Origin of the sequence: Nocardia arthritidis, assembly GCF_011801145.1 — a bacterium.
Lineage (GTDB): Bacteria > Actinomycetota > Actinomycetes > Mycobacteriales > Mycobacteriaceae > Nocardia > Nocardia arthritidis_A.
On record NZ_CP046172.1, the window covers coordinates 2261590 to 2281567 of the forward strand.

Here is a 19978-nt window from a genome sequence, read left to right on the forward strand (position 1 = left end):
GCGGGCCGCTGCTCGTCGTGCGGCCCGCCGGAACCGGGCACTGATCGGGTTGGTCGCGGAACCTCAGACCAGTTCGGGCACGCGGCGGCGCCACGGCACGGCGGTGTGCGGGGTGAGCGTGCGGCGAGCTACGTAGCGGGGTGCCAGATACTCGTCGGCGTACCAGCGGCCCGGCGCAAGCCGCGGATGATTGGCGTGCTCGCCGTCGACCGCCGGATCCACGCCCGGCCGAAAGATCCGCAAGTGCCCAGGAGCGACGGCATGGTCGGGGCCGAGCGCGTCGTTGAACCCCGCGACGCTGCCGGGGTCGACGACCACCACATTGGCCACGCCTGCGACCGCCGCAGCGGTCCTTTTCGCGATCGTGTCGAAGCCTGACGCACTACGCCGCAGGCGGGTGAACAGGTCGGGCACATGCATTAGCACCACGATCGGCACGCGACGCTCGAACGCCGATACCTGCTCGGCCAGCTGCTCACCGGCGGCTGCCGATCCGGCAATGTAGCGGGGTGTCGTGGTCAGCAGGTCCTCGCCTACGCCCGGCTGCAGGCCGTGATCGAGCAGCGTCATCACGATCGATGGAGCGGCGCAGGATCGGCCCTCACCCCGTACCTCGACGCTGATGGTGGTCGAGAATGTGCCGGACAGGCGGCGGTCTTGCACAGCGGACAGCCGTGTCCGTCGAACACTGTTCCCGTGACGCAGCTCGACCAGGGACGCCGAGTACTCGTTGTGGTCGGCGCGCGAAAACTGTTGGTGTGCTGTGATGAAAGGGTTGACCGATGCCTCGGCGGTGACCCACGTCGTGAACGCCCCCATCGCGGAGGCGAGTGCGTGCTCGGCGTGGTCGGTCCACGTCGCGGTGTAGAGAAGTTTCATGGCTCACTCCTGTGACGAAGGGGCAGTGCGAGCACCTGTAACGGCGGGGCCCGGCCCGTGTGGTGGGCGCATCCCCCTCGCCACGGCGTCGGGAAGGGTGTCAAGCCTGCGGGCGCTTTTCCCGCAGGCTTGACACACGACCGACCGCCGTCGGCAGCATTACAAGCGCCCACCACACGGGCGAACCCGCCTACATCAAGGGCGACGGCCGGAGTCAGGCGCGGAAAGGGCTGGGGCCGAACATGTCGGTCCAGCAGGCAGGACAGATGCGGGACTTGACGAACTCACGGTCGGGGATCGACAGGTGTGCGAGCGCGTCCTGGATCCGCATCCGGCGCTCGTACCATGCGGTGAACCTGGCGCGATTGACCAGGAAGGTTTCGACCTTGCCGCAGGTATCGCAGTGGACCTCGACCGGCAAGTCCAGCGATGGGTCGGTGTCGGATCGGGTCGAGTGGTCCGGTGAGTCGCTCACGGGAAGTGCCCGGTCGGTCAGCTGAGGGTGTGGATGTGGATCTGGTTGCGGCGGTGGATCTTCGGGATCCTGGTCGGGGCGCGAAGGTAGCGCAACTCGGTGTGGCGATGTTGTAGCGTCGTTGTGCCGTGCAGCGTTATCGCGCCGAGTGGTCGGGGACAGTATGGAGTCGCTGCGGTCACGTGGTACGCGGCCGGTCGGTGGCGGATGGTTATCGGCGCAGTCGTCACACAGGCCGATCAGGCGGTTGCGTATCAGGTTGTTCGCGGAGATGGTCACGATTTTGACCTTGCGGCAGTGCTCGCAGTATCCGATGGTGCGCATGCGCCGATGCCTTTCTGCCGGCCGGTGTTTCACGCGCGTTCAATGCCGGTGTGCGTGCGGGGTGTGGAAGAGGTTCTGATCAGCGAGGATTGAATCTCCGATCAAGCCTGTTGGCGATGTCGGCGGGGGCTCATGCTCGAATTCACCGTGGGAGATGATCACCAGCGGCCGGGTTCTCCGGCAGGGAACGCCGGAGTGCGCCGTCGATGGGTTCGTCATCGGCGATCTAGGAATGGAAGGACCAATCGCCGGGCTGGGGTGCGTCGAACGGATAGTTTGGTGTGTGCGCGTGGGCGAGCAAGGGCGCGCTCTCGTACGGCTTGCGCCAGGATCCGTCATCGGACGCGGTCGCGTGGCAGGCAGGGTCGGTGCACTGGCGGCGCCATCCGTGGAATACCACGGCGTAGATCAGGTGATCGCAGCTGATCAGCAGCGAGAAACGACCGTCACGGGTCACTGTGGTGTCGGCGCCGCGGCGGGTGGTGAACAATCGGACCACCAGGCTGTGCCAGCTGCGTATTGCGTCGAGGCAGTGCGCCGATGTGGGGCCGTAATAGTCGGCTAGCGACGCCAGGTGGGCTTCACACTTGGCGATCTCGTCCGCGGCATCGCGGGTGATGTGGATATCGAACTGGTGGGGGCGACGGTCGACGACGGTCAGTGGGGGTTCGGGGACGGCCGGGTCTTCGAAGGTACTCGGCCAGATATTGACCAACTCCATTCCGATCGTGGTGGCGGCGCCCCATTGGTCGGCGCGGGAGGTGACCGCACCGGCGAGCGCCTGCCACTGGGTGGCGGGGATCGCGAAGCGTTGCGGATCGAGCGGGTTATCGCGGTCGAAGTCACCGAACCGGCGGCCGTGGTCGGCCAGTAGCGTGTCGAACAGGCCGCGGACCGCGGCATCGACCAGTTCCGACATCGATGTCGCGTTGGCGATGCTGTCGGTGAGGGCGCTGATTTCGGTGTCGGTCAACGCACGCCGAACTTCTTTGACGGGTTTGGACATGACAACTCCTCTGGTGATCTGGAGGGCTTGGGGCGCAACACAATTGGGGATGCGTACAGGTTGGAGCGTGGTGCCGTGGGTGCATCCGCAGGGAGGTCGGGCGGTGCCAGAGACCGCTCGAATCCACCGCGTCAGGCAGCGGCCCGGCCGGCGTAATGGGTTTGGACGTGGTCGCGCAGTTGGTTGTGGACCTCTTCGACCCACGCGATGTCACCCTCGATCGCAACGTCGGCGACCGCGACCTCGACAGGTTCGCCGCGGGCGACGAAAGTGGGTGTTTTGCCGACTCGATACGCCGTGATGTGGATGACGCCCGGCTCGGTCACCGGCTCGTTCTCGCCGCGCCACCAGTTCTGCGGATGACGCCAGAACGCGTGGTACTCGACGTCGTCGACGCGCCATTCCCAGCGTTCCCCCTCGGCGGCGCGATGGTGATCGAGTTTGACGCTGCCCCGCTTCTTGTTCGGACGCGGACGGGCCGGCGCGACATCGAGGAGCGCGAAAAGCTCGGGGAAATGCTCACGGGCCTGCGCGGCGGTGAGATGACCGATCACCTTGTCGTAGGACAGCGGCTGCGGGCGACCGTTGCGGCGGGTCAGCGCGGTGAGGGTTTGGACTCGACCGCCGAGGGTTTCGTAGAGACCGGCCACGCTGACCGACTTCGGGTTGACGCGAGCGACCTCGTGCCAGCGATCACGGCTCCAGGAGACGAAGTCGCCGACCGCGAAATCGTCTGGACCCCAAACGCGGACACCCGCCTCGTCGAGGACCCGCCACCAGTAGTCGATTTCCTCGAGCTTCTCCACGATCTCGGCACGTGTGATCGCCAGCGAATGATCCGACCACCGGTCGCCGTTGGCCTCGAGGGCGCGGCCAATCCGGCGAAGCTCGGTCTCGATGCCGAGGATGCGGCGCTGCGTGGTGCCCGGGTTCTCCTTGTAGGAACGGAAATTCGCTGCGGCCGCCGCACGGTCGATGCGATGTTTGGCCTTGTCGTAGAGCGCCCACGCCTTGCCCTCACGCTGCCATAGCCGATCCAGCAAGCGACGGTGACGATCTTCGGAATGATGACCGACGAGAATCGGCTGACCGTTGAGCATGTCGTAGGTGCGCTGGTTGGCCGCCCGGATGGTGTCCGACGTCCAGAACTCGCGCCGCGCCATGTATTGCTGGTAGGCAGCGCGGTCGTCGGCCCGGTCGTACTTTTCCTCCATGAACCCGGCGAAGTCGACCGCCGGTGTCGTGTCGTCGATTTCGATCTCGACCTCGTGACCGAGTTCGCGCAGGCGCGCGACCGCAGTGTCGATCTTGTAGGTATCGGATCGGTGGCGCCGCGAGTGCGGCAGATACCAGAACGGATCACCCAACTCGTCATCCTCGGGAAGGTTCTCCGACCCTCGGAAGTTGCAGGGCCACTCGGTGAGCGCCTTCCCGACCCCCGACATGCCACGGTAGGTTCCGTGGACGAGGGTGCCGAGTTGACGATTGTGGCGAATAGTAATGCTACTCATGCGATTACGTCCTTCTGATGAAGGTGCAGCAGTCGAGGAATGAGAGAATTCGCCGGACGCGAGGGGCGTCGGGCGATGCTCGGGCACGCTGATCCCGGTCCCGGTCGCGGGACCAGAGGGCGCCGGAGTCGCGGTCGGACTGGCGCGATGTGACACGCGGTCGGTGTCAGCGGGGTCGATGCCAACGACCCGGCAATTTCACTGCTGTGCTGGTCGGTGTTTGGTCACGGCGCTGTCGGCGGCGGCCTCCGAGGTCATCGAGGAGATTGGGCGGCGTTCAGTGGAGAGTCCGGTTACGGCCGTTGGGGCGCAGGAGTTTCCGGACGGGACTGTGCGGCCACCAGGATCAGCAGGCTGTTCGCTGTAGAGAGGACCTGGTCCAAGGAATCCCGGATCCTGTCGATGAGCGGGAGGTGCTTGTCCGGGAAGCTGAACTCGGTCCAACCGGTGGTTAGCCCGACCATGCGTTGGCGGCCGTGTCGGTTGTGGAGGATGACGTAGAACCCGGAGCCATCGGAATCGTCGTCGCCGTTCACCTGAAGCTCGAGATCCGGATCGCCGACGAGCACTCTGGCGGCGACAGCGTCGCTGACCAGATCCGAGACAGCGCTGGCAGGCGCCTCGTGCATGTCATCGGGAACGCAGGCGTCGAGATCGTCATGGTGTTCGTCAACCCAGTTCGCGAGCGCATGCTCATCCACCGCGAAATATGCTGGTGTGGTGTGGTCGACGGTGAACACGACGCGGGAGCGATGGTCGTAGTCGTCAGAGTCGCTGTGGGCCGGCAACTCGACGGACCCCTTGCGAGTTGTGGCGAAGTCTGCGAGTTCTTCCTCATCGGGGTTCGACGGCGTCGGAAATTTGCCCCGGAACAACACCAGCATGGCGATGGCGTCGTCACGGGCCCGGAAAGGTTGTGGGAACTCGATATTGGCCGATGCGATCCACAGCCCGTCGCATTGATGGACGACGCCGAACTTGGTGATGTAGTCGGTGGTCCAGACTTCGAAGGCGGGACCGTCGGCCTGCGGGCTGATGTCGGTGAGCACGATCGGCGGGAGGTGCGGGGTGATGTCCATGGTGTCCTCGCTCATGTACTCGCCTCGGTTCTGGTCGTGTGGAGATCCGGTAGACGCGGGCTGGACTGGATCGACGGGAGTGGCGAGAAAGTGGCGTCGGTCAGGGCGTGGAGGAGGTCGGCGGCGGCGCTGTCGAGTTCGCGGAGCTGGTCGGCGGCGTGGGCGGCGAAGCGCGGTTCGAAGCCGGCGCGTTGTTTAGGACGAACTTCGGCAGGCGCAGCGACGTAGAAGGTTTCGGTATGCGGATAGTGATCGCCGGTGGGGTGCGCCAGCCACAGCCTGGTGTGACCCGCCTCGGTGACGGGCTCCAGATCAAGGCCGAGGGCGAGGCGGTGCAGGAGCTGCTGCTCGGTGTCGCGGTTGCCTCGGTGGGCGATCTCGACCGATCGCCACGCTTGTGCCGGGGCGAAGTAACAGCGACGAACGCGATACAGCGCCCATTCGATTGCCGCCAATTCCTGCTCGAGAAGCTCCAACACAGCCGCAGCGTCATCGCGTCGCAGGCGCGCTGCCAGCGTGCCCGCCCGCCCGAACAGCCCGGCATGGCGGTTCAAGGCCACGGCCATGTACTCGTCGATCAGGTGGTGAACAGCTTCGGCGGGTGCGGCGTTGAAGCGAGCGAGCTGCTCGGGCCATTCATCGCGCGAAACGAAACAGCATTGACGGCACAGGGATTTGGGCCACCACACACCGAACAGGTCGTAGAGGTATTGTCGGCATTGCTGTCTGGTCCAGCCGATTTCGTGGATCGGATAGAACGGGCGGCGGCGACCCCCGAATTGCACGGCCGAGTCGGTCAGAATCCGGCTGCCCTCGTCGACGTTGTAGCCGACTGCATGCAAGTAGGGGGTCGTGCCGAGTTCGCGGGCCCGCCACTGGTCCAACGGCCATCCCTTGGCCTTGATCGAACACTTGCGGGTGCCGCCGAGTTGCGGCATGACACCGTTGGTGCGGTTCTCCCGGCTGAGACTTAAGAACCCGTGCATGTCGGGGTCGGAGTGCAGATGTACTGGTTCCCGGGTGTCCTGCATTACGACGATCCCGTCGGCGACGGCTGGCCCTGCACGAGCGACCTCGACCATGCGGACGTGGTGTTCGGTCAGGATCGGCAGCACAAACCGCTCTACCAGCTCGCAGGTGGAGGCCCATTCGTCGCCGGTCTGGGCGGTCATGACGATGAGATTGGACAGATCGTCCAGGAGTTCCGGCGGACCGAATCCCGGTTCGAGCAGGGTTCGCATGACTCCGGCTGTGCTTTCCGCGCCCATGCCATACGACCAGCAGATCGGCAGGACGGGGTCCTGGGCTGGTGTCGGCAGGTCGAAGAGGGTGTCAGCTGCGGGCACAGTTGGCGACGGTCGTGTCGGTGGCGCGGAAGACCCGCGTCGGAATACCCGCCCGCTGAGCCAACCGGGCGGTGTGGCTGGCACCGGCCGAGTTGTTGCGGATGAAGGCCAGACACAAGTCGGCGCCGGCACTCACCATCTGGGCGTTACGCACGAACCCGGCGCGGCGGCCCAGCCGGTCCCAGTCGGCCGGGTGACGTTCGACCCGCCCGCCCCACGCCAGCCAACACGCTTCGCAGAGCGCGTCGGCGCCACGCGGGCATGCTCCCGACACGAGCACGGCATCCGGAGACCACGCATCTGCCAGCGCCGCTCGGATGGTGGCGCGGTCGGTCCAGCTACGGGAGCCGGTGATCAGAATGCGGCGGCCTCTGCCGAGCGAGGCACCTGACGGCTGCGGTGGGGTCGGTGAGATAGTGACGGCCAATTCCAGGCGCACGATCTCTCGGTCGGTGGTTGTCTGGTTGAACATTGCTGTGGACACGACGACCTCCAGGACGCGACGTGGATACCGGTGCCGGAGCGGAAGTGGTTGAACACGATCGGTGTCGACGCCGGGCCCCGTTCTGCGGGGCGCGCCTCGGCTGCCGCGGCGGCGGGAAGGGGGTCAAGCCCGCGGGCGCTTTTCCCGCGGGCTTGACGCACGACCGACCGCCGACGGCACCATCTTCGGGCGCCCGCAGAACGGGGACCGGGGAGCCGCTTTCTCAGAAGTCGGTGTACTCGGCGAATCGCTCGCCGGTCGCGGGGTCGCCGTGATAGACCGCTGGTCCGTCGTTGAGGTTGATGCGGATCGGTCCGGTGTGATCGAAGGTGTCGATGTGCACCACACGGCGATCGTCGCTTTGGCCCCGATACACCCTGACTTCGATGTCGTCGCGGATGATCCGGTCATCGACGAGTTCGGTACCGTCCAGGAAAACCCGCACCTTCGGCCCAGGGTCGACCGGAGCGACATGCAGCACGGTGTGTCCGGAATCGGCCTGCTCGACGCGCAGCGATCCCCACAGCGCCTCGGCGACGACGATCGGCGTACCGGTGGCGGATGGCCCTGCGGCTGGGGTTTGGGGTTCACGGCCATGAGATAGCGCGGTGATCAGGTGCGGCAGAGCGGCGCGGGCCTCGGTGATCGCCTCGTCGAGAAGAGCGGACGCGACTTCGACCAGCTGGTCCTCGAAGCTCGCGTTTGGGCCGAAATCTGCTGCGATGGAAGCGGTCCCGAGCAGTACACCCGCCTTGTGCACCGACACCGTCACGATGCGAGCGTCGAGTTCGGTGAACAACCGGGCATCCTCGCGGACCTGCCGCTCGGCCTCGATCTGCGCGGGACCGCGGGCATACCCGAGTGCCGCCAAGTCCGCCCGACGCTGCGCAATGGTGTAGCAGGGCAGAAAGTACCGGGGAGGATGTCCGGGTGTGGTCGGGTCGCGGGAGATGACGTCGGGAGACCACGAATTGGTGTACTCGCCCAACCATGACCGGTCCGAATCGTCGTCCGGGGAAGCCGTCGCGGTGACGACGAGGCCGGTCGATTCCGGGTCGTCGAGCAGGAAACGAACGGCGTCATCGCCCCGGCATTCATAGGTGGGCGGTGGTTCGAACGCGACAGCGTGACGGTAGGCGACGGCGGCAGGAAGCCCGGCGGCGCGACCGGCCCGGTACCGTCGAATCACGCCAGCGTCAACGGGCGATGGCAACATGTGCGAGCCTCCAGTTCTACGCGGCGGACGGTCCGGCAGGTTGGGATGTTGTCGTGGTCGTGCGGGTGAATCGGCGACCGTTCGCCGGAGGACGGGGGTCGGTGCCCGCGATTGCGGAGTGGTGTTGGGTGAAGTCGCAGACGACGATCTCAGTGGCGATCGGCCGCTGGTGCCAGTCGTCGGCGTAGTAGGTGGTGTCGACGCTGCAACCGAGCTCCAGCGCGATGCCGGTCGTGGTGTGGAACTTCTGGTACTCGGCGTCCGGATCCTCGGTGTAGCAGCGCTTTCCGCTGTGGCTGAACGGGGCCGATTGCTGCGGAACGAGGAACACGCCATGGCGTGCCAGTTGCGCCGCGACAGCGATGACGTGGTACTCGAATCGCGGACCGCGGTACCCCGGACCGTCCATCGCGCGGCGGATGGGTCCGAACGGCGGGTTGGCGATCGCGGTGTCGAACGAGCGCAGCCGCATGGAGGGCACGGTCAGCACGTCGGCGCAGACCCAGGTGGCCTCGGGCATGATCCGCATGCCGATTCGGACGTACTCCGGATTGCGTTCGACACAGACGAATTCGCGCGGCGGTTCACCGTTCCACCGGTGATCGAGAAGGTTGCGGCACGCGAAGCTCAGGTGCCCGATTCCGGCGCACAGATCGATGATGCGGGTTCCCACGACGTCGATGCGCATGTCACCCGCGAGCCCCAGGGGCGTGAAATACGCTCCGTCCAAGCAATACTCGGGATTGGCGGCCTCCTGCCAGTGATCCAGGACGAACTTCTTCTCCTCGTCGTCGAGGTCTCGGTCGGCGTCGATCAGCAGGCAGGCTTCACGATGCAGCTTGGCTTGACTTCTGCTCAATGTCGTAGACATACGAAATTCCTTCGCTCAGGCCACCATTGCCGGTAGCCGAGAGTGGGGTGGGATCGCGCCGAGACGTCGGGCGAGTGGGTGACGGCTCGAACAGCGAAATCTGGCCAGTCGCAGGGACACCGGAGCGCGCACCGGCCGCTGAGGTCCGCCACGGTCGGCGTGGGATCGGTTGCGCTGGAACGGGATCGGACCACAGGCCGGGGTCGGCGGCGGCCACACGCGCGGCGCAGGCACGCAACGCGTCCATGGCCTTTTCCCGCCAGTACAGGGCAAAGCGGAAACAATTTCGGCAATCGGTGATCACGCGTTCGCCGGTGACCGGGTCCGGGCGCGATAGGTGCCGACAACCAGGTAGCTGGACGTTGGCGGTGCGAGAGGCCATCGACCAGGCTTGACTATCACTGCTGTGGAGCAGATGACCGGCCAACGCCAGCGCATTCAACGACACGCCGTATCCGTGCATTTTCATGCCCAGCGGCGCGAGAGCGGCAAGGACCCGGGCTACGTACCGGGCGCGGTTCTTGCGGCAGACGCTTCCGATTCCGACCCACCGGCCCGTCAAGTCGATACCGGCCTCGAGGTAGCGGTAGTAGTGCTCGATGTACTCGTGCGGATGCAAGCCCTGCAGCGTGGGCAGCCACGGCACGAAATCGAACTGCTCGGACAGATACAGATAGTTCTCCAGCGTCGCCTGCTGATGCTGGCTTGTGGTCAATCCGGTGAAGCGCAGGCAACCGGGTTCGCAAGGCACGTCTTGGATCCCGACGAACAACGGCGGCCCGATGTCCTCGATCAGCCGAGTCCACAGCGCCCCGTATTCATCGGGATGAGCCCACCAAGGATGCCCACGCGGATCGGCGGTCAGCATGATCGCCGAATACGCTCCCGAGTCACCGGCATACGGGGCCTGGAGCGCTTTGACCGGGAACTTCTCGCCGCGAGAGCGATACTGCGCCAGTCTTTTCGCCGACACGAACACCGGGACCGGAGACGCGGTCATCAGGCTGGGTTGACCGATCCCCAGGAAGAACAGCATCCGACGGGCCGGGTCGAGATGATCAGCGCTGGTCGTCCACGGCGTGACCGGTCCCCACGCGGTATCGCACCGCTCGATCGATCCGGGGGCCACGGGCAGCAAGCGAGGCTGATTGGAATTTTGAGTAAGCAGGGACGGCAATGCACCTCCCCGGAACACCTGGGGGGTTGGGAAATCTCGGATGGGACAGGGGTGAATGGAACTGCCCGCCGCGGCGAAACGCGCTCTCTCCCAACAGAGGTCGGGCTCGCGGGTCGGCGGGCCGGCCGTTCAGTCCGCCTTGGCGGCGGAAAGGGGGTGTCAAGCCGCACGCTTTTCGCGGCTTGACACCCCCGCCGCCAAGGCAGACTGATAAGGCCCGCCGACCCGCGAACCCGGCTCTGCCGCTCTACCTCACTCCGTGTGGTTCTCGCGCATGAGCATGTGCGTGAGCGCCGCACCCATCCCGAGCACGACCACCGGGAGACACGCGACCAGCGTCGTGATCGGCCACGGTGCGGTCGGGGTTCCCGCGGCCTGCATCAGGTGATAGGCGATCTGTCCGGCAGCGCCGAGCACCAGGCTGCCGAGGGCCGACCACTTGGCGTAGTTGACGGTCTTCGCGGTCCGGATACGACCCGACAACCAGACATACAAGGCGTACGACGCGTAAGCCTCGACGCCGATCGGCAGGGTGATCGCGCTGTTGAGGCGGGCGGAATCCCAGATGCCGGGCAAGGGATGGATGACACCGAATCCGGTCAAATCGCCGAGACCGACCCAACCGGACCACACTGCCACCGCTGCGGGCAGCGCGATCAGCAGTACGGGCCAGATCCTGATCGGGCGAGACGATGTTTGCGGTGCCACAACTGCTCGAGCGTCGCGACCGGATTCGTCGTCGGTGACGTCGTCAACCGTCAACCCGCCGAATGGCGACGTGTCGGTCCGGCGATCGTCTGGCACGGGTTCATCGACAGATGACGCGTCGATCTCACCATGTGTACGAAGCTCTGTCATTGACGCGTCCACCGGCTGTTGTTCGAACTTCGGTGTCGTCGCCTCAGTGACCGTGTCCTCCCTGTTCGCGACGCGGACGCCGTCGGGCGACGCAGGCAGGGTGTCGGCGGGAGCCTGCCGATCGTGGTCGGCAGGGCGAGACAGGTAACGCTGGGTTCGCCGCCAATCGTTGACCACGTTGGATGCGTGCTGACGCGAGACCTTCGCTCCGCAGCGCGCCAGCACCGAGCGGACGTCGTCGGTCGTTGGGTCTCCGAACAGCTCGCACACGAGCCGCATCATGTCCTTCTTGGTCGAGCAACCTTCGAGGGCCGTCCGGAGCATGACATCGTCGGGCACACCCTCCAACGGGTTGAACCCTTCGGGAAAACCTTCGGGAATCAGGGCCAGTGCGCGGTCACTGCCGGAGTGTGTTGTAGGACATATCTTTTCAATGGTCATAGTGCTGTCTCCCTCCGGCTCGTTCAGGCCGCTGCGGCGAGTGGATGGGGCTCGCCGGTCAAGCTGGCCAGCGCCAGCGCGACTTCCTCGAGGCTGGCCCGGGTGTAGATGACGGTCGAACCCTCGGACTTCCCTTCGGCGTGCCCGGCGTAGGCGCGGGCGACGGCGAAGCCGAAGTTGCGTTCGACCCATTTCAGGGTCGTGTGCCGAAGCCAGTGGGTGCTGATCTGTTGCTTTTCGACCCACGGCAATTCGAGTCCGATCCGGGTCCACAGTCCGTCGTATCGGCGTCGGGTGATCGGTTTGCCGTTGCGGTAGCGCAGCAGTTGTTCACCACGTTGTACTCCGCGCTCGTGGGCGTGGTGGAGCAGGTTCGCCATCAGAGTGGGCGAGATCGGTTGCCAGCGAGGGATTTTGCCCTTCTCTACGAGGTGGATCAGGCATTGTTGCGGATCGAGGTCGTCGAGGCGCAAGCCCAGGGCACCGCCCCGCCGGCACGCGGTCTCGGCGTGCAAGCGGAGTAGCACCGTGTCGAGGTCCGGGTCGTTGCCGGTGGTCGCGGCCACCTTCGCGATCTCGGTGAGCTGCTCGAGCGGTAGGCCCCGTCTGGTGGACGGGATGCGACGCGGTTTGGCGACTCGTTTGGCAGGGTTGTCGCCCGGCCGGAGGAAGCCATCGCTTTCGGCGTGCTTGTACAGGAACCGCAGGGCGCTGATCATTGCTTCGGCGGCTCCGCGGCCGTCGCGGGCGTTGCGGTCGGCTTTGGCGTTGCGTCGAGCGGCGTCGCGCATCTCGGAGATCTCTGTGACGGTGGGTTCGTCGATGCGACGGGGACCCCATTCCCGCTCGACGTATTTCCAGTGGGTGTTGTAGGTGCGCAGCGTGCTCTGGGAGGCCACTCGCTCGCGGATGGCTGGGATGTATTCGGCGAATGTCGGCGCGGACGGTCGGACGTCGAGCAGATCGGCGGCGGTGATGCCCATCCTGGCGAGCAGGGTGCGCGCGGCGTCGAGCTCGACGGAGGTGATCGCAGGGGTAGCGGTTGTCACGGCTGCTCACCGCCGTCGATACGGTCGCGGATCTCGGCGACCAGGTCCGCGAGCGCGACCTGGCACACGATGATCAGCCGTCTCTGGTTGGGGTGGGCAGCCAGCAGCACACGGTCGCCTTTGCGCAGGCGGATCGCCTTGCGGATGTCCGCGGGAATGGAGAGTTGCCCGTTGCGCGCGATCGCGTGACCGCCGGGCTCGCCGTCGGTGACCAACAGCACACCGGGCAGGCTGGGCGCCACTGGCCGGATCCGGATCGGGGTGCCCGGGTCCCAGCCCAGCGAGCCGAGCACCGCGCGTTCGGCCAGACGGCCCGCGTGGTTGACCAAGACCGAGCCGTAGACAACACGAATCGTGTCCAACGAGGTCGGCAACATCCGATCCAGACGCCCGCCTCGCAACCGCGCCGGTGGCAAACCGGAATCTGGCGGCGCAGCACTGTGATCGGCCGTCGCGGCGGACGTAGGCAGCGCGAACGGGAAAAGACCACCGATGCTCGGTGACCCTGAATCGTGTTCTAGCGCGCTAGAACACGAGATACGGGAATGGTGTCCAGGAGTATTGGAATTGTGCGCCATCAGGGACTCGAACCCCGAACCCGCTGATTAAGAGTCAGCTGCTCTGCCAATTGAGCTAATGGCGCTTGTTCTGTTGTTGGCTCCGGGGCGGTGGGCCGTGTTCCGGTGCGGGACAAACATTAACAGGTGGGGGGCTTAGAAGTGAAATCGGTTTCTGACCGGGGGTTTTGTGGCGGGTGGTGCGGGGGGTGGTGGTGGGAAACCGGCAAATCGGGCGGCGGTGGTGCTAGCGTCGGGGTGGGCATCCAGGCCGTGTCGGGGTCGTGATCGGGTGGGTTCGGGTGCTCGAGCTGGCAGAATGCGGGTTGTGATCGGGATCGATGCGGTGGATCGGTCGGGTCCGGAGCCATCGGCGCGTTGGTGTGCGCCGAGACTTGAACAGGGGTTGGTATGCGCGGTGGTCGTGGTGGGCGGTCGATCCGGGGGATTGTGGTCGCGCTGGCTGCGGCCGGGTTCGCGCTGACGGCGTGTTCGGCGCAGGAAGCAGCGAAAGATGTTGCGATAGAACGTAATCCGGTTATCGAAATGATCAAGCCGAAGATGGTTTCGCTGGTCGAGGACGGGGCGAAGGGTGTTTCGCCGGGTGTACCGATGGTGTTCGCGGTGCAGGACGGGATCTTCACGAATGTGAGTTTGGTCAATGCGCGGGGCGAGTCGGTGCCGGGCATGATCGCGCCGGACGGCCGGTCATGGCGGAACACCGAGGTACTCGACTACGGCGAGACCTATCGTCTGAAGGCCGACGCGATCGGGCTCGGCGGCGCGAACACCGCGTCGGTGAGCTTCACCACCAGTTCGCCGCGCAATCGAACCAAGCCGTATCTGCTGCCGGGCGAGGGCGATGTGGTCGGCGTCGGCCAGCCGGTGGCGGTGCGGTTCGACGAGAACATCCCCGATCGCGGCGCCGCCCAGGATGCGATCAGAATCACCACCGAGCCCGCGGTGGAGGGCGCGTTCTACTGGGTGAACAATCGCGAAGTGCGTTGGCGGCCGGAACATTTCTGGGCGCCGGGGACGAAGGTCACCATCGATGTGAACGTCTATGGGCGTGATCTCGGCGACGGACTGTATGGCCAGAACAACATTCACTCGTTCTTCACCATCGGCGACGCGATGATCTTCACCGCCGACGACGACACCAAACAGGTGACGGTGGAACGCAACGGCGAGCTGATCCGCACCATGCCGACCTCGATGGGCAAGAACAGCACACCCACCGATAACGGCATCTACATCGTCGGCGACCGCTTCGAGCGGATCATCATGGACTCGTCCACCTACGGCGTCCCGGTGAACTCGTCGGACGGATACAAGACACCGGTCGATTTCGCGACCCGAATCTCCTACAGCGGCATCTTCTTCCACTCCGCGCCGTGGTCGGTGGGGCAGCAGGGTTCGGTGAACACCAGCCACGGCTGCCTGAACCTGAGCCCCGCGAATGCCAGGTGGGTCTACGAGAACGCCAAGCGCGGCGACATCACCATCGTGAAAAATACGGTGGGCGGCACACTTTCGGGCGTCGACGGACTCGGCGACTGGAATATTCCGTGGCCGCAATGGAAAGCGGGCAACGCCTGAGCCGGATTGCGCTTCCATCACAGTGGTTTCCGGGTCCTGTGCGCCGGACCACACGGCCACTACAGTGCAGGATGCACGTGCGCGGACGGGGGTCACAATGTCGAACGGGTTTCGTGTCCTGATCGCCTGGGTGATTACGCCGCCGTTGCTGGTGGGTGCGTACTGGCTGTTCTGGGCCGTCGTCGCACCGGGTTTCGGTCGGCAGAACGGCGTGGAAGCCTGGTGGTACAACGTCTTCCTGCACGGCAACGGGCTGTGGTGGTTCCTGGCCTACGTTTTCGCGGGGCTGGCCGTCTACTTCGGCTACGTCTACTACGAGGTCTGGTTCCTGACCGGGCTCTGCGTGCTGCTGATGATCGGAAGCCTCGGTGTAGCAGGGTATTTCCTGGTCAACCTGGACAAGAACGAAGGCCGCTTCTACACCGGCGCGACCACGTTCTACGTGCACGATCCCGAACACGTGCCGTCCGCGCTGCATCTGCTCGCCGACGGTGGCGCCAAGAACACCGACGGTTGCGCGATCAAGGGCCGTCACGACGTCTACGGCTGCCTGCGGCAGGGCGACTTGCCCAGTGCGGGTTGGGATCCGAGGATCGGCTCGCTGGACGGCGCGGGCGTCGCCCTCTCCCGCGCCACCGGTGACGTGCAGGCGGTGAGCCTGCGCACCGAGACCATCACCTACCTGAACGGCAAGGGCGACAACGGTTCCTGGAGCGGCGTACTCGACGGCAGCGGGATCAATGTCCCGCTCGGCGGGGTCGCCGAATGGTCGGGTCAGGGCAGCGCGACCCAGTGCACCTTCACCGGCGACTACGGTATCGACCGGGCCTTCGGCGGCTCGCGGCGCAACAGCCTGCCCAACCTGCTGAAGGAACGTTTCCCGCTGATCGCGTACAGCATGGGCGATGTGTGGGGTTACTGCGACGGCAAGGAGCCGATCGTGGTCATCCCGGTGACCACGCCGATACCGTGGACCCACCGCACCGTCGACGCACCGGCGGGCGTGATCACCGTGCGCGGCGACCACGGGCGGGTGCGGCTCGACTACCTGCGTGATGTCGCCCCTGGCACGCTGCCCGGTCCGGTCTATCCGAAATCGATTGCGGCCCATCAGCGCACGGAGACGAAATGGGCTGCGGGCCGGGAGTACATGAACCGCAACCACTTCGGCTTCGATCCGGCGCATTCCGGCGCGCAGAGCGGCAATGTCTCCGAGTATCTGCTGCGGGACAAGTCGACCGGGCGATTGCAGTGGGTGACGCCGATGACGTTGCGCGGCAGCACTTCCGAGCTGTTCGTTGCCTATGCGATCATCCCGGCCGACGAGGTGCACCGCGGTTCGCTGAACGCGCAATCGGTGTACGCGCTCGACGACAGCGATCCGCGCCGCATCAATATCGACAACCTGGATGCCGACGCCCGCTCGTGGCTGGCCGCCAACGCGGGCACGGTGATGTCGAACGGCGGGAAACTGGTGGAGTTCACCCCGATCGATGGCGACACCTGGCGCGGCTTCGTGGAATTCAACGGTCGGGTCGCCTACCGGATCGATATCGCGGCGAGTCGCAAGACTCCGGTGCAGTTGGTGCGGCTCGACGACACCGGAGACACCGGCCCGCCCGCACCATCCGGCCCGCCCAACGCCGACTGCGGCAAGGCGCTCGCATCCCTCACTCCGGCCCAATTGGCCCAGTGCGCCAAGGTTTTCGTCGACGAACTGGCCAATCGGCAGCCCGCACCCCGCTGATCGGACCCATCAGTGGGGCTGCGTCGCGAGGGAACTCTCCAGCGCGGTAATGAAATACGGGAAGTGGGTGGCGAAGCGCCGCAGGTCGCGATCCTTGTCGAAGCCGCCGAACCAATACAGTCCTGCGGCCATCGGCAGGTCGCGGAAGCCGCGGATCCAGTTGTCGGCACGGCCGGTGACGACGGTGAAGGGCAGCGCTCTGGCGAAGACCAGCTCCCGGTCCGATTGTGAAAGTTGCTCGGGGCGAAGCATTTCCAGCGCACTCCCGAAGCCGGCCAACTGCTCGACCAGTTGACGTCCCGCGCCGGTCCTGGCCGGGAGATAGCGTGGCAGCAGCAGTGCCGCGATGCCCCCGAGCAGCAGGGCGGCCCCGACCAACGCGTTTCGGCCCACTACGGCGAGCGCGATCGTCATGCCGATACCGGCCAGCACGAGCGGCACGCCCAGCCAAAGCGATCGTCTGCGGGTGCGGTCGGCGAGTAGACCCTGGCCGACGGCATCGGACAGCAGTGCCGCGCGTACCGGTTCGATCGCGGTGCCCGGCAGCTCGGAGATGGTCGCCGTAGCCGAATCACCGGGCAGCAGTGCGTGATACAACGCGCGTTCGTAATCGCGCAGCTGCTCGTCGGCCGGGTGCGCCCGGGTGATCCGCCAATCCGATTCGCCGATCGGCTCGATCCACAGATAGCGGCGCACCGCGAGATCCACGACGGTGGCCGCGAGCGCGGCCGCGTTCGCCGAGGCGTGGAGCAGCACACCGGCCTGGCCGGGCAGGACGGCGCCGGGCGAGACGAACTGGGTCTGATTTCCGTTGCGCCACAGTGGTTCCACTGCCTTATCGCTGGACGGGGCCGCGGCGTCCTTGCGTCGAGTCCACACCAGGTAGCCGCCGAATGCGGCGAGGGCGAGCAGTAGGACGCCGAAGGCGATCAGCACCGGTGTGGTGATCGTGAACGCGCCGGATCGGCTGCTGTCATGGATTTCGGCGTTGGCGGGCACGGTGCCCGGCGGCAGCTGCAGGGTGACGTCGAGCAGGTCGCCGCGGTGCAGACCGTCCTGTCGCAGTTGCAGCACACCGTCCGGTTCCACGTGCGCACCAGCACAATTCGTGGTTCGACCGGCCGGGCCGATTCGGCAATCCGCGATACCCATGCGGAAGCTCGGGCTGATCACCGATGCCTCGATCGCTGCGACATCGGCATCGAGCACACCGGTCCACTTGAACAGCTGAGTGCCGGGTGCGTCGCTGACCACGCCGTGCACCGTGTACTTGACGGTGGATTCGCCGGGCGGTGCGTCGATGACGAACTTGTCGCCGTCGGATTTCGCCGTGCCCGGCCCGGTGGTCGCGACGTCGGTGACGGTGAAACGCCGTTCCACATTGTCGTGCAACACGATTCGCAGCGGCAGCAGCATATGGAACCGGCCGCCCTGCGGGACGGTGACGGTCTCGGCCACCTCGAGCAGACCCGCCTCGCTCAGCTTGATGTCGGCCTTGATCGTGGCGCCGGGCGGATCCTGCGCCCGCGCGGGCGCGACGACGAAAAAGGTGGTGAGCGCGAGCAATAGAGCGCCGAAGGCCGCCCCCCGAATGATCAGCATGGGGCCATAGCCTAGACACATTGGTATTCTTCGTCAGCCGCTGTCGGATACCGGAAGAAGCAGGGGGCGTGGGGGAAATGAGCGTGCGATACCGAACCTCGCGGGGTCGGCTATGACACAGCCACCCGGATACCCGGGCGGTCCGCCCGCCGGAATGCCTTATGGTCAGCCGGGATACGGACCCTCCGGATACGGCCCACCTCCGGGGTACGGGGCGCCGCTGCCGCCGCCGGGCGCGTATGTGCCTGCCCCGCTGCGGCTTCGGCCGTTGCCGCCGCCCGGATATCCCGGGCAGCCCGCTCCCGGGTACTACGGGCAACCTCAGGCACCGAAGGGGTCTGGTTGCGGCAGCGGGCTATTGGTGGCCGTGATCCTATTGGCCGTGGTCGGTGCGCTCGGGTACTACTCGGTGTGGAAGCCCTCACTTCCGGTCGACACGACCGCTGTGCGGCCGAGCTACACCTATGCGCCGACCTCGTCTCCGACCACCCTCGCGACAACAACTGTCCCGGTATCGACGACGGTCAAGACCTACTCGCCGACCGCTACCGCAGGACCGCTGACCGGGTCGGTCGCCCCGTCGCTGAATATCCCGACGCCGACGAAACCCGCTGGGCCGCAACCGGTTATCGCACTCGCCGACAATCCGCTGTTCAGCGACGCGGGGTGGGGGCTGCCCAACATTCCGTGCGACTACCCGGACTGGTCCGCCGATCCCGCCGCGGCGCGCGCGTTCTTCGAGGCTGCGCGAACCTGCCTGGACGGCATGTGGCGGCCGATTCTGCGTGCCGCGAATCTGCCGTTCGCCACCCCGAATCTCGAGGTTCCCGCCCGCGCGGCGGACACATCGTCGCCGTGCACCGGCAGCGGTGGGAGCTACGCGGCCTTCTACTGCTCGGCCAACAGCACCATCTATATGCCGCTCGACCACATCCAGGTCGAACTCCACGGCGACGATATCGAAATCTATCTGGCGATCTTCGCCCACGAGTACGGGCACCACGTGCAGGCCATGAGCGGCGTGACGGAGAAATCGAATCGCGATCGCTACCGCGCCGGACAGAATTCCGCACTGGGAACCGAACTTTCGCGCCGCCTGGAGCTGGAGGCGCAATGTTTCGGCGGGATGTTCATCGGATCGTCGGTCTTCGAGGGCACCCTGACGGCCGCGCAGGGCCAGCACGATCTGCAGGACAACTACCGGCGCGGCGACTCGCCCGGCGATGTGCGCGATCACGGCACCAAACAGCATTACGGCCTGTGGTGGGAATGGGGCTATTCGAATAACCGGGTGCAGAAATGCAATACCTGGAACGCCACCTCGGATGTGGTGTCCTGAGCCGGATTTCACCAGCCCCTCGCGTCAGCAACCAGCCTGACCGAACATCCGCGCCGTGGTTCGGCGCGAGACGGTCTGGCAGGCTGGCGGTATGACGCATGAGGTACAGCGCGCTGTTGCTTGGCCGTTTCCGGGTGATCGTTTTCCGGAGCATTTGGGTGTGATCGTTCAAATGACCGTGGTAGCAGGGGAAGAGCCGGTCCGAGTGGTGACCCATTGGGATGACGGCGACTGGACCTTCGCGGACGGTGTGCACGATCCGAATGGCAAGGGCAACGCCATTTTGGCGTGTATCGAGCACCTGCTCGATACGGACGACAGCCTCGTTCCGCTGGCCACCATGCCGCCCGGCACCGTGGCGTGGCGGAATGATCAGGGTGAGTCCTGGACCATCGAGGCACACGCCTACGAGGAGTAG

General features: G+C 65.8%; 19 protein-coding genes and 1 tRNA gene. 5 read left to right on the forward strand and 15 right to left on the reverse strand.

What is annotated here, in order from left to right; genetic code table 11:
* Positions 1-63 precede the first annotated feature (63 nt).
* Complete coding sequence (locus F5544_RS10030) at positions 64-879, reverse strand: hypothetical protein (RefSeq protein WP_167472943.1); 816 nt, start codon at positions 877-879, stop codon at positions 64-66.
* Between the two features lie 214 nt (positions 880-1093).
* Complete coding sequence (locus F5544_RS10035) at positions 1094-1354, reverse strand: hypothetical protein (RefSeq protein ID WP_167472944.1); 261 nt, start codon at positions 1352-1354, stop codon at positions 1094-1096.
* 207 nt (positions 1355-1561) lie between these two features.
* Between F5544_RS10035 and F5544_RS10040 the strand changes: the two genes are divergently transcribed.
* Positions 1562-1771 (forward strand): hypothetical protein, encoded by a 210-nt coding sequence (locus F5544_RS10040; RefSeq protein WP_167472945.1) that lies wholly within the window; start codon positions 1562-1564, stop codon positions 1769-1771.
* Between the two features lie 133 nt (positions 1772-1904).
* Here the strand turns inward: F5544_RS10040 and F5544_RS10045 are convergent, their stop codons facing one another.
* The 12 genes from F5544_RS10045 to F5544_RS10100 all read right to left on the reverse strand — a co-directional run bounded on the left by F5544_RS10045 (position 1905) and on the right by F5544_RS10100 (position 13359).
* A complete protein-coding gene (locus tag F5544_RS10045; protein ID WP_167472946.1) occupies positions 1905-2684 on the reverse strand; it encodes a hypothetical protein in 780 nt (259 codons plus the stop codon).
* 131 nt (positions 2685-2815) lie between these two features.
* Complete coding sequence (locus F5544_RS10050; protein WP_167472947.1) at positions 2816-4195, reverse strand: DUF3560 domain-containing protein; 1380 nt, start codon at positions 4193-4195, stop codon at positions 2816-2818.
* A gap of 293 nt (positions 4196-4488) precedes the next feature.
* The gene (locus F5544_RS10055) at positions 4489-5289 is read right to left on the reverse strand and encodes a hypothetical protein (RefSeq protein WP_167472948.1); all 801 of its coding nucleotides are present in this window, start codon (positions 5287-5289) and stop codon (positions 4489-4491) included.
* The gene (locus F5544_RS10060; protein ID WP_167472949.1) at positions 5286-6620 is read right to left on the reverse strand and encodes a hypothetical protein; all 1335 of its coding nucleotides are present in this window, start codon (positions 6618-6620) and stop codon (positions 5286-5288) included. Before F5544_RS10060 ends, F5544_RS10055 begins: the two co-directional genes overlap by 4 nt.
* Entirely contained in the window at positions 6607-7104 is a 498-nt protein-coding gene (locus tag F5544_RS10065) for an SLOG family protein (RefSeq protein ID WP_203217516.1), read from the reverse strand. The genes F5544_RS10060 and F5544_RS10065 overlap by 14 nt, the downstream gene beginning before the upstream one ends.
* A gap of 223 nt (positions 7105-7327) precedes the next feature.
* Entirely contained in the window at positions 7328-8293 is a 966-nt protein-coding gene (locus F5544_RS10070; protein WP_167472950.1) for a hypothetical protein, read from the reverse strand.
* Between the two features lie 43 nt (positions 8294-8336).
* Entirely contained in the window at positions 8337-9191 is an 855-nt protein-coding gene (locus F5544_RS10075; RefSeq protein WP_167472951.1) for a methyltransferase, read from the reverse strand.
* Positions 9148-10368, reverse strand: coding sequence for a DUF7221 family queuine tRNA-ribosyltransferase-like protein (locus F5544_RS10080; protein ID WP_167472952.1), 1221 nt, complete (start codon positions 10366-10368; stop codon positions 9148-9150). Before F5544_RS10080 ends, F5544_RS10075 begins: the two co-directional genes overlap by 44 nt.
* Before the next feature lie 252 nt (positions 10369-10620).
* Positions 10621-11667, reverse strand: a complete 1047-nt coding sequence (locus F5544_RS45915; protein ID WP_203217517.1) for a hypothetical protein — start codon at positions 11665-11667, stop codon at positions 10621-10623.
* A 23-nt stretch (positions 11668-11690) separates the two neighbouring features.
* The gene (locus F5544_RS10090) at positions 11691-12716 is read right to left on the reverse strand and encodes a tyrosine-type recombinase/integrase (protein WP_238847180.1); all 1026 of its coding nucleotides are present in this window, start codon (positions 12714-12716) and stop codon (positions 11691-11693) included.
* Positions 12713-13078, reverse strand: a complete 366-nt coding sequence (locus tag F5544_RS10095) for an AbrB/MazE/SpoVT family DNA-binding domain-containing protein (RefSeq protein WP_167472953.1) — start codon at positions 13076-13078, stop codon at positions 12713-12715. The genes F5544_RS10090 and F5544_RS10095 overlap by 4 nt, the downstream gene beginning before the upstream one ends.
* A 208-nt stretch (positions 13079-13286) precedes the next feature.
* Positions 13287-13359, reverse strand: a tRNA-Lys gene (locus F5544_RS10100).
* A gap of 325 nt (positions 13360-13684) precedes the next feature.
* Between F5544_RS10100 and F5544_RS10105 the strand changes: the two genes are divergently transcribed.
* Both F5544_RS10105 and F5544_RS10110 read left to right on the forward strand, forming a co-directional pair.
* On the forward strand, positions 13685-14872 hold the full coding sequence (locus tag F5544_RS10105; RefSeq protein WP_167472954.1) for a L,D-transpeptidase: 1188 nt from the start codon (positions 13685-13687) through the stop codon (positions 14870-14872).
* Positions 14873-14969: 97 nt separating this feature from the next.
* A complete protein-coding gene (locus tag F5544_RS10110) occupies positions 14970-16619 on the forward strand; it encodes a hypothetical protein (protein ID WP_167472955.1) in 1650 nt (549 codons plus the stop codon).
* Positions 16620-16628: 9 nt separating this feature from the next.
* Here F5544_RS10110 and F5544_RS10115 read toward each other — a convergent pair whose 3' ends face one another.
* Positions 16629-18221 (reverse strand): DUF2207 family protein, encoded by a 1593-nt coding sequence (locus F5544_RS10115; RefSeq protein WP_167472956.1) that lies wholly within the window; start codon positions 18219-18221, stop codon positions 16629-16631.
* 361 nt (positions 18222-18582) lie between these two features.
* Here F5544_RS10115 and F5544_RS10120 point away from each other — a divergent pair, with 361 nt between their 5' ends.
* Together F5544_RS10120 and F5544_RS10125 are read left to right on the forward strand one after the other, a co-directional pair.
* Complete coding sequence (locus F5544_RS10120; RefSeq protein WP_238847181.1) at positions 18583-19560, forward strand: neutral zinc metallopeptidase; 978 nt, start codon at positions 18583-18585, stop codon at positions 19558-19560.
* A 172-nt stretch (positions 19561-19732) separates the two neighbouring features.
* Positions 19733-19978: a hypothetical protein gene (locus F5544_RS10125; RefSeq protein ID WP_167472957.1), complete on the forward strand. Its 246-nt coding sequence runs from the start codon at positions 19733-19735 to the stop codon at positions 19976-19978.

Excerpts from the sequence above, each read along its gene's own strand:
- F5544_RS10030 (WP_167472943.1), bottom strand. The coding sequence starts at position 879 with ATGAAACTTCTCTACACCGCGACGTGGACCGACCACGCCGAGCACGCA.
- F5544_RS10040 (WP_167472945.1), top strand. The coding sequence starts at position 1,562 with ATGGTTATCGGCGCAGTCGTCACACAGGCCGATCAGGCGGTTGCGTAT.
- F5544_RS10045 (WP_167472946.1), bottom strand. The coding sequence starts at position 2,684 with ATGTCCAAACCCGTCAAAGAAGTTCGGCGTGCGTTGACCGACACCGAA.
- F5544_RS10050 (WP_167472947.1), bottom strand. The coding sequence starts at position 4,195 with ATGAGTAGCATTACTATTCGCCACAATCGTCAACTCGGCACCCTCGTC.
- F5544_RS10055 (WP_167472948.1), bottom strand. The coding sequence starts at position 5,289 with ATGAGCGAGGACACCATGGACATCACCCCGCACCTCCCGCCGATCGTG.
- F5544_RS10075 (WP_167472951.1), bottom strand. The coding sequence starts at position 9,191 with ATGTCTACGACATTGAGCAGAAGTCAAGCCAAGCTGCATCGTGAAGCC.
- F5544_RS45915 (WP_203217517.1), bottom strand. The coding sequence starts at position 11,667 with ATGACCATTGAAAAGATATGTCCTACAACACACTCCGGCAGTGACCGC.
- F5544_RS10105 (WP_167472954.1), top strand. The coding sequence starts at position 13,685 with ATGCGCGGTGGTCGTGGTGGGCGGTCGATCCGGGGGATTGTGGTCGCG.
- F5544_RS10110 (WP_167472955.1), top strand. The coding sequence starts at position 14,970 with ATGTCGAACGGGTTTCGTGTCCTGATCGCCTGGGTGATTACGCCGCCG.
- F5544_RS10115 (WP_167472956.1), bottom strand. The coding sequence starts at position 18,221 with ATGCTGATCATTCGGGGGGCGGCCTTCGGCGCTCTATTGCTCGCGCTC.
- F5544_RS10125 (WP_167472957.1), top strand. The coding sequence starts at position 19,733 with ATGACCGTGGTAGCAGGGGAAGAGCCGGTCCGAGTGGTGACCCATTGG.